We start from the raw sequence: 7,593 nt of genomic DNA on the forward strand, positions 1-7,593 counted from the left end.
AGCCGGCCCACGCCGGCGCGACGCCGATCACCGTGGGGGACCGGCCGGGTCCCGGCGCGGCGACCCCGCTGGTCGTCGGAGAGCGGCCGGGCGTCCCCGGGCCGGAACTGGCGGCCGGGCCGGCCCCGCACCCGCTGGAGATGCCGACCGGCCCGATGCCGTCGGTCGCGCCCCGGCTCGACGGTCCGCCGCCCGGCGACGGCGTCTACCGGACCCGCCGTCCCGCGCTCGCGGTCCTGCTGGCGGTGATGGTGCTCGTCCTGGAGATCCCGGCGCTGCGCGTACTGCTGCGCGGCCTGGTCGGAGACCCGGTCTCCACCTCGCACGTCGTGGTGGGCACGTTCCTGGTGGTCGGGCTGCCGATCTTCGGCACCGGCCTGTACGGGCTGCGCACCGGAGGGCTGGCCCTCGCCGACGGCAGCCGCGGTTGGCTCCGCCCGCCGACCGCCTACCTGACGGTCGGACTGGTGCTCTTCCTCGCGGCCGCCCTCGCCGCCCGCTGACCCGGTCCAGGGTCCGCGCCGCCCCGCCGCCCGCAGACCAGGTCCGGCGGCGGGGCGCGCCCGCCGCCCCCTGACCCGGTCGGCCGGCGGGTAACCGGGCCGGTCCCGGATGTCGGGCCTCGGCGTGCCGGCGCCGGGCGTCCGGAAAGGGGCGGGATGGGGGTTCCCGAACCCCGGGACCGGGGGGCCGAGAAGGCGCGTACACTGGTCGACTGGCGACCGCCTCGCGCGGTCGACCTCGCGCGCCCTCTCCACGGACCTCTCGTGGGGCGACGGCCTCCCTGGTCCCGGTCTTGATCGGGCCCACCCTGGCCGGCGACCGGGCGCCAGGCGTCCGGCCGCCGGCCGGACGGGACAACCAGGGATGAACAGGGAGTACCCACCATGGCCGTCGTGACCATGCGCCAGCTGCTGGAGAGCGGTGTCCACTTCGGGCACCAGACCCGGCGTTGGAACCCGAAGATGAAGCGCTTCATCTTCACCGAGCGCAACGGTATCTACATCATCGACCTGCGCCAGACCCTCGACTACATCGAGAAGGCGTACGAGTTCGTGCGTACCACGGTGGCCGGGGGCGGCAGCATCCTCTTCGTCGGCACCAAGAAGCAGGCCCAGGAGGCCATCGCCGAGCAGGCGACCCGGGTCGGCCAGCCGTACGTCAACCACCGCTGGCTCGGCGGCATGCTGACCAACTTCCAGACGGTGTACAAGCGGCTCCAGCGGATGAAGGAGCTCGAGGCCCTGGGTGACCTGAGCGGCACCGCCGCCGGTTACACCAAGAAGGAGACCCTCCAGCTCTCCCGCGAGAAGGTGAAGCTGACCAAGACCCTCGGCGGTCTGCGCGACATGCAGAAGCTTCCGGCCGCGGTCTGGATCGTCGACACCAAGAAGGAGCACATCGCCGTCGACGAGGCCCGCAAGCTGGGTATCCCGGTGATCGCCGTGCTCGACACCAACTGCGACCCGGACGAGGTCGACTTCCCGATCCCGGGCAACGACGACGCGATCCGTTCGGCCGAGCTGCTGACCAAGGTCGTCGCCGCCGCCGTCGCCGACGGCCTGATCGCCCGCTCGGGCCGCGGCCGTGGCGCCGACGAGAAGCCCGAGCCGGGCCAGGTCGGCGCCGACGAGCCGCTGGCCGAGTGGGAGCGCGAGCTGCTCGAGGAGCCGAAGAAGGCCGACGAGCAGCCGGCGACCGCCGCCGAGCAGCCGGCGACCGCCGCCGAGCAGCCGGCGACCGCTACCGAGCAGCCGGCGACCGCCGCCGCGGAGTGATCTCGCCGTCGCGTCCCCACCGTCCGATTTCGCGGTCGGTGGGGCGCGACGGGTACGCCGGGCAGAACCGGCCCGGATCCGGGTAACCGGCAGCCAGACCATCCCACGCAGTCTCAAACACCGAAGAGAGAGTCATGTCCAACTTCACCGCCGCGGACGTCAAGAAGCTCCGCGACCTCACCGGCGCCGGCATGATGGACTCCAAGAAGGCGCTGACCGAGGCCGAGGGCGACTTCGACAAGGCCATCGAGATCCTGCGCGTCAAGGGTGCCAAGGACGTCGGCAAGCGGGCCGGGCGTACGGCGGCCAACGGCCTCATCGCCCACGCCGGCCAGGCGCTGCTCGAGCTCAACTGCGAGACCGACTTCGTCGCCAAGAACGACGCCTTCATCGCGCTGGCCCAGCAGCTGGTCGAGCACGGTGTGGCCAGCGGCGCGACCAACGCCGAGGAGCTGCTCGCCAGCACCATCGACGGCAAGAGCGTGGCCGACCTGATCCAGGAGCAGTCCGCCAAGATCGGCGAGAAGCTGGTGCTCAACCGCTTCGCCAAGCTCGACGGCACCACCGCGGTCTACCTGCACCGCAAGAGCCAGGACCTGCCCCCGGCGGTCGGCGTGCTGGTGCAGTACTCGGGCAAGGCCGATGAGGCCGGCGACGCGGACGCCCGCGGCGTGGCCATGCAGATCGCCGCCATGCGTCCGAAGTACCTGACCCGCGACGAGGTCCCGGCCGAGACCGTCGAGTCGGAGCGGCGCATCGCCGAGCAGACCGCCCGCGAGGAGAACAAGCCCGAGGCGGCGCTGCCGAAGATCGTCGAGGGCCGGGTCAACGCCTTCTTCAAGGACTTCGTCCTCCTGGAGCAGGCGTCGGTCGCCGACAACAAGAAGACGGTGAAGCAGCTGCTGGCCGACGCCGGCATCGAGGTGACCCGCTTCGTGCGGTTCGAGGTCGGCCAGGCCTGAGCCGCCGCACCGGGCGCATGACGCGCCCGGGCGCAGGGAAATCTTCGACGAGGAGGCCGCCGGTGTACGTGACAGGCACCGCGGCCTCCTCGTCACATAGGGTCGGCAGCGGCAGGTACGCGGTACGCGGCGCCCACGAGGTGCGCGATGGAAGGGGCGGGTCGGATGACGCAGGTTGTGAGTGACCGGAGCCTGGCGGCGGATGATCCCACCGCCCCGCCGCCCGGTCGGGCCCGCCGGGTGGTGCTGAAGCTCTCCGGTGAGGTCTTCGGCGGTGGCGCGATCGGCGTCGACCCCGACGTCGTGCAGGCCATCGCCCGGCAGATCGCCACCGTGGTGCGCCGCGGCGTGCAGGTCTCCGTGGTGGTCGGCGGCGGCAACTTCTTCCGCGGCGCCGAGCTGCAGAAGCGCGGCATGGACCGGGCCCGCGCGGACTACATGGGCATGCTGGGCACCGTGATGAACTGCCTGGCCCTCCAGGACTTCCTGGAGAAGGAGGGCATCGAGACCCGGGTGCAGAGCGCGATCACCATGGCCCAGGTCGCCGAGCCGTACATCCCGCTGCGGGCGATCCGGCACCTGGAGAAGGGTCGCGTGGTCATCTTCGGCGCGGGCGCCGGGATGCCGTACTTCTCCACCGACACCGTGGCCGCCCAGCGGGCGCTGGAGATCCGCGCCGACGTGGTGCTGATGAGCAAGAACGGCGTGGACGCCGTCTACACCGCCGACCCCCGGATCGACCCGACGGCGAGCAAGCTCGACTCGATCACCTTCTCCGAGGTGCTGCGCCGCAACCTGCGGGTGGCCGACGCCGCGGCGTTCAGCCTCTGCATGGAGAACGGCCTGCCGATGCTGGTCTTCGGCGCCCAGGGCGACGACACGATCGTCCGTGCCGTCGGCGGTGAGAAGATCGGCACGCTGATCACCGCCTGACCGGCCCGCCGATCCGACAGCGGTCCTCCGACACAGCAGCACCAGCACGACCCACGACGAGCGACAGAAGGAGGCGAGGAGACCGGTGATCGACGACACCCTCCTCGAGGCAGAGGAGAAGATGGAGCGTGCCATCGAGCACGCCAAAGAGGAGTTCGGCGGGATCCGCACCGGTCGCGCCAACGCTGCGATGTTCTCCCGGATCGTCATCGACTACTACGGCAGCCCGACCCCGCTGCCGCAGATGGCGTCCATCGCCGTGCCGGAGCCGCGCATGGTGATCATCAAGCCGTACGACAACTCGCAGATCAACGCCATGGAGAAGGCGATCCGCGACTCGGACCTCGGGGTCAACCCGAACAACGAGGGCAACCAGCTGCGCATCGTGCTCCCGCAGATGACCGAGGAGCGGCGCCGCGAGATGATCAAGGTCGCCCGGCACAAGGGCGAGGAGGCGAAGGTCGCCGTCCGCAACATCCGCCGCAAGGGCAAGGAAGAGCTGGACCGCCTCGTCAAGGACGGCGAGGTCGGCGAGGACGAGGGCCGGCGCGCGGAGAAGGAGCTGGACGACCTGACCCAGCGCTTCGTGGCCAACGTCGACGAGCTGGTCAAGCACAAGGAGAACGAGCTGCTCGAGGTCTAAGCGCCCGCGTACCCGTCACGGCACCGGTGCGCCGCCGCCCGCCACGGGTGGCGGCCCGGTGCCGTCGTCGTGCCGGGCGGCGTCGGCCGTGCGGGCTTCCCGGGTGCAGTAGGCTCGGCAGGATTCCCGCCCACCACCGGGTGAACGGCGGGGATCGGCCGGCCGTCGGGCCGGTCAATTGGAACTGCTCGCGGCTGTAGGGGATGGTCTTGGTCTTGCGTCATGTGGTGGCTCCCGTACCGCCTGCCGGTGCGTGATGTCCCACCCCGACCCCTACGGCAACGCCGAGCCGCGCGGCTGGGACCGTCCGGCCCCGCTGCCCTGGCCGGAGACGGACCTGGAGCCCGGGCCCTGGCACCGACCGGACGCCGGGCCGGAGGCGGCGTACGCCCGTCCGTCCGGCCGCCCCACCACTGACCCGTACGCCCGTCCGTCCGACGGCTATGACGGGCCGCGCGGCCGCCGGCCGTACGACGGGCCGCCGGCCCCGGAGCGGGGCTGGCGCGACGAGCCGGCCCCCCGCGGCCCGGGCCACGTGGACGCCGGGCGGGGCCATCGCGAGGCCGGCCCGGGCGGTTTCCGGACCGTGGACCGCGAGCCGTGGGACCACGATCCGCGTGACCGGGGCCAGGGCGCCGAGCCGCGGGAACGGTACGACGCGACCCCGCTGGACCGGAGCCACGGCCGGCCGGACGACGAGTACCCGACCGCCCAGATCGCTCCGGTACGGGACGAACCGACCACCCAGCTCCCGGCGGTGCGCGACGAGCCCGGACCGGACCGGGAGCAGCCGGCGGCCCGCCGGTCGAGGGGCCGGCGACGGGCCAGCGCGGACCGTCCCCCGACCGTGCAGCCCAGGACCTCCCGGGCGGGCCGCAACCTGCCGGCCGCGATCGGTGTCGGGCTGGCCCTCGGCGCGGCGATCCTGGTGCCGCTCTTCTTCTACCTGCCGGCGTTCCTCGCCGTGGTCGCCGCCGCGTTGGCGATCGGTTCCTGGGAAATGGCCCGCGCGGTACGCCGCAGCGGCGCCCACCCGCCGCTGGTGCCGCTGGTCGCCGGTGGTGTGATCACCGTCGGGCTGGCCTGGTTCGCCGGCCCGGACGCGCTCTGCCTCGGCCTGCTGGTCACCGTGCTGGGCACGATGATCTGGCGGCTGGGCGACGGCCCCGGCAACTACCAGCGCGACCTCACCGCGGCCACCCTGATCGCGGTCTACGTGCCCTTCCTCGGCGGCTTCGCGGCGATGCTGGCGGCCGCCCCCGACGACGGCCACCTGCGGGTGCTGGTCACCCTGGTCGCCGTGGTGCTCTCCGACACCGGCGGCTACGCGGCCGGTGTGGCCTTCGGCAAGCACCCGATGGCCCCCACGATCAGCCCGAAGAAGTCCTGGGAGGGCTTCGCCGGCTCGGTGACCGCGGCCGCCGCGGGCAGCGCCCTGCTGCTCTGGCTGCTGCTCGACGTGGCCCCCTGGTGGGGCGCGCTGTTCGGGATGGCGATCTCCGGCGCGGCGGTGCTCGGCGACCTCGCCGAGTCCATGATCAAGCGCGATCTCGGGGTCAAGGACATGAGCAACCTGCTCCCCGGGCACGGCGGCCTGATGGACCGGCTCGACTCGATCCTGTTCGCGGTGCCGACCGCGTACCTGCTGCTGGCCGTCTTCGTGCCGATGGCGGGTTGAGGCGTGAATCACGCGGCTGGCGTCGCACCGGCCGGCCGGCCGGGGCCGATTCGGCACCCGCGGACAGGTGCGTCCCCCGTTCGGCGTGTCAGACTGGACGCGCCATGACGAGCCTCCCGCTGATCTCCGTAGACCCCGACGCCCGCGGCCGCCGGCCCGCGATGCCACCCCGTCACCTCGCCGACCTGGACCTGCCGGGCCGGCAGGCGCTCGTCACCGAGCTGGGGGAGCCGGCGTTCCGCGCCAAGCAGGTCTCGAACCACTACTTCGGCCGGCTGGTCCGCGACCCGGCGCAGATGACCGACCTGCCGGCGGCCACCCGCGAGCGGCTGGCGGGCACGCTGCTGCCCAACCTGCTCACCCCGGTACGCGAGCTGGCCTGCGACGACGGTGCCACCCGCAAGGCGCTCTGGCGGCTGCACGACGGCTCGCTGGTGGAGAGCGTGCTGATGGGCTACCCGGACCGGGTCACGGTCTGCATCTCCAGCCAGGCGGGCTGCGGCATGGCCTGCCCGTTCTGCGCGACCGGCCAGGCCGGGCTGACCCGCAACCTCTCCACCGCCGAGATCGTCGACCAGGCCGTCTACCTGGCCGGGGTGGCCGCCTCGGGGGCGGTGGCCGGCTCCCCGCCGCGCCTGTCGCACGTGGTGTTCATGGGCATGGGTGAGCCGCTGGCCAACTACTCGCGGGTGGTGGCGGCGATCCGCCGGCTGGTCGCCCCGGCCCCGGAGGGCCTCGGCCTGTCCCAGCGGCACATCACGGTTTCCACGGTCGGCCTGGTCCCGGCCATCCGCCGACTGGCCAGCGAAGACCTCTCAGTGACCCTTGCGTTGTCGCTGCACGCCCCCGATGATGGGCTGCGCGACGAACTCGTGCCGGTCAACCAGCGCTGGAAGGTGTCCGAGGTGCTGGACGCGGCGTGGGACTACGCGGACACGACGGGGCGTCGCGTGTCCATCGAATACGCGATGATCAAGGACGTGAACGACCAGCCGTGGAGAGCCGATCTGCTCGGGCGGCTGCTGGCCGGCAAGCTGGCCCACGTGAACCTGATCCCGCTCAACCCGACTCCGGGCAGCCGCTGGGACGCCAGCCCGAAGCCGGTCGAGCGGGAGTTCGTCCGGCGGTTGCGCGACGCCGGGGTGTCCACCACGGTGCGGGACACCCGGGGTCGCGAGATCGACGGAGCGTGTGGGCAGCTCGCCGCCGCCGAGGACAGGGACAGCGACCCACGCGCCGCAACGGCGTGACGGCGTAGCGGTACGAGACCAGGAGACATAGTGGCGAGTCAGGGTCAGCGTTTCCGGCGTAAGGCGCTCCGCCGGGGATACAAGGTCGACGAGGTGGACGCCTTCCTGGACCGGGTGGAGGCGACACTCGCCGGCCAGCCGGTGGGCGCGCCCGTGGCCTCCCAGGAGGTTCACGACGTCGTCTTCCGGGTCCGCTTCAACGGCTACGACGAGTGGCAGGTCGACCTGCACCTCGACCGGGTGGAGCGGCAGCTCGCCGAGCTGGAGGAGCGCGCCGGCGCCCCCGGCGGGCGGGGTGGCGATCCCCGGATGGCCGACCGGCTCGGCCCGCCGATGCGCGACGACCGTG

7 protein-coding genes and 1 pseudogene are annotated in these 7,593 nt (G+C 72.7%); all 8 read left to right on the plus strand.

The window, feature by feature from the left end; translation table 11 throughout:
- Positions 1–503, plus strand: a pseudogene (locus B0E53_RS30885) (hypothetical protein); the annotation flags it as partial.
- A 384-nt stretch (positions 504–887) separates the two neighbouring features.
- Positions 888–1,778 carry a 30S ribosomal protein S2 gene (rpsB, locus tag B0E53_RS30890; protein WP_107079212.1) on the plus strand — a complete coding sequence of 297 codons (891 nt, stop codon included), beginning with the start codon at positions 888–890 and terminating at the stop codon, positions 1,776–1,778.
- A 134-nt stretch (positions 1,779–1,912) separates the two neighbouring features.
- Entirely contained in the window at positions 1,913–2,740 is an 828-nt protein-coding gene (gene tsf, locus B0E53_RS30895; protein ID WP_107079213.1) for a translation elongation factor Ts, read from the plus strand.
- Positions 2,741–2,905: 165 nt separating this feature from the next.
- The gene (gene pyrH, locus B0E53_RS30900) at positions 2,906–3,673 is read left to right on the plus strand and encodes a UMP kinase (protein ID WP_091268664.1); all 768 of its coding nucleotides are present in this window, start codon (positions 2,906–2,908) and stop codon (positions 3,671–3,673) included.
- A gap of 85 nt (positions 3,674–3,758) precedes the next feature.
- Positions 3,759–4,316, plus strand: coding sequence for a ribosome recycling factor (frr, locus tag B0E53_RS30905; RefSeq protein ID WP_107079214.1), 558 nt, complete (start codon positions 3,759–3,761; stop codon positions 4,314–4,316).
- Positions 4,317–4,572: 256 nt separating this feature from the next.
- Positions 4,573–5,994 carry a phosphatidate cytidylyltransferase gene (locus B0E53_RS30910; RefSeq protein WP_107079215.1) on the plus strand — a complete coding sequence of 474 codons (1,422 nt, stop codon included), beginning with the start codon at positions 4,573–4,575 and terminating at the stop codon, positions 5,992–5,994.
- Positions 5,995–6,098: 104 nt separating this feature from the next.
- Entirely contained in the window at positions 6,099–7,244 is a 1,146-nt protein-coding gene (rlmN, locus tag B0E53_RS30915; RefSeq protein ID WP_107079216.1) for a 23S rRNA (adenine(2503)-C(2))-methyltransferase RlmN, read from the plus strand.
- 30 nt (positions 7,245–7,274) lie between these two features.
- A partial coding sequence (locus B0E53_RS30920; protein ID WP_210406283.1) for a DivIVA domain-containing protein occupies positions 7,275–7,593 on the plus strand: 319 nt, incomplete at its 3' end.

It is taken from the genome of Micromonospora sp. MH33 (assembly GCF_003013775.1).
Classification (GTDB): Bacteria; Actinomycetota; Actinomycetes; order Mycobacteriales; family Micromonosporaceae; genus Micromonospora; species Micromonospora fulviviridis.

Coding starts and splice junctions, on each gene's coding strand:
- rpsB (WP_107079212.1), top strand. CDS start 888: ATGGCCGTCGTGACCATGCGCCAGCTGCTGGAGAGCGGTGTCCACTTC.
- tsf (WP_107079213.1), top strand. CDS start 1,913: ATGTCCAACTTCACCGCCGCGGACGTCAAGAAGCTCCGCGACCTCACC.
- pyrH (WP_091268664.1), top strand. CDS start 2,906: ATGACGCAGGTTGTGAGTGACCGGAGCCTGGCGGCGGATGATCCCACC.
- B0E53_RS30910 (WP_107079215.1), top strand. CDS start 4,573: ATGTCCCACCCCGACCCCTACGGCAACGCCGAGCCGCGCGGCTGGGAC.
- rlmN (WP_107079216.1), top strand. CDS start 6,099: ATGACGAGCCTCCCGCTGATCTCCGTAGACCCCGACGCCCGCGGCCGC.